The organism is Actinoalloteichus spitiensis RMV-1378 (assembly GCF_000239155.1).
GTDB lineage: Bacteria > Actinomycetota > Actinomycetes > Mycobacteriales > Pseudonocardiaceae > Actinoalloteichus_B > Actinoalloteichus_B spitiensis.
The window spans coordinates 1-588 of the sequence record NZ_AGVX02000866.1 but is presented as its reverse complement, the minus strand read 5'-3'; the positions used below and the strand labels follow the sequence as shown (position 1 = coordinate 588).

At 78.4% G+C, this 588-nt stretch carries 1 pseudogene; it reads right to left on the bottom strand.

What is annotated here, in order from left to right:
• Positions 1-573 (bottom strand): annotated as a pseudogene (locus ACTIDRAF_RS31570) (glutathione/cysteine ABC transporter permease/ATP-binding protein); the annotation flags it as partial.
• Between the last annotated feature and the right edge of the window lie 15 nt (positions 574-588).

Below are 588 nucleotides of genomic sequence, written 5' to 3'. Positions count from 1 at the left end.
CCCCCCCCCCCCCCCCCGCCGCTCGGCGCTGCGCTGCACGGCCAGGGCGGCCAGGGACCCCCCGCCGAGCGCGAGCACCAGCGCCACCGCCGTCACCGCGCCGGCGGCCGGCAGGACCAGGCAGTGGGCCAGCACCACCATCGCCCCGACCAGCAGCGCCGCCGCCGGCGGCAGCAGGACCCTGGGCACCAGGTCCCGCACCTGGTCGACGTCACCGACCAACCGGGCCGCCGTGTCGGAGTCCCGGCGGCGCAGGACCCGGGCCGGCCCGAGCCGGACCAGGGCGTTCCACAGCCGGACCCGCAGCCGGCCGGACAGCCGGAACGCCGCGTCGTGGGAGACGAGGCGCTCCAGGTAGCGCAGCAACGCCTTGGACAACGCGAAGGTGCGCACCGACACGGCCGCGACGGTGAGGGTGAGCACCGGCGGTTGCCCGGCCGCGGTCGCGATCAGCCAGGCAGCGGTCCCGGTCAGCGCCACGCCCGCCGCCAGGGCGAACGCCCCGAGGACGACACCGAGTGCTGTCCGCCGGTCCAGCAGGTCCCGCAGCCGGCTGGTGGCGGAACCGGACACCGGCTCCCCCACCGG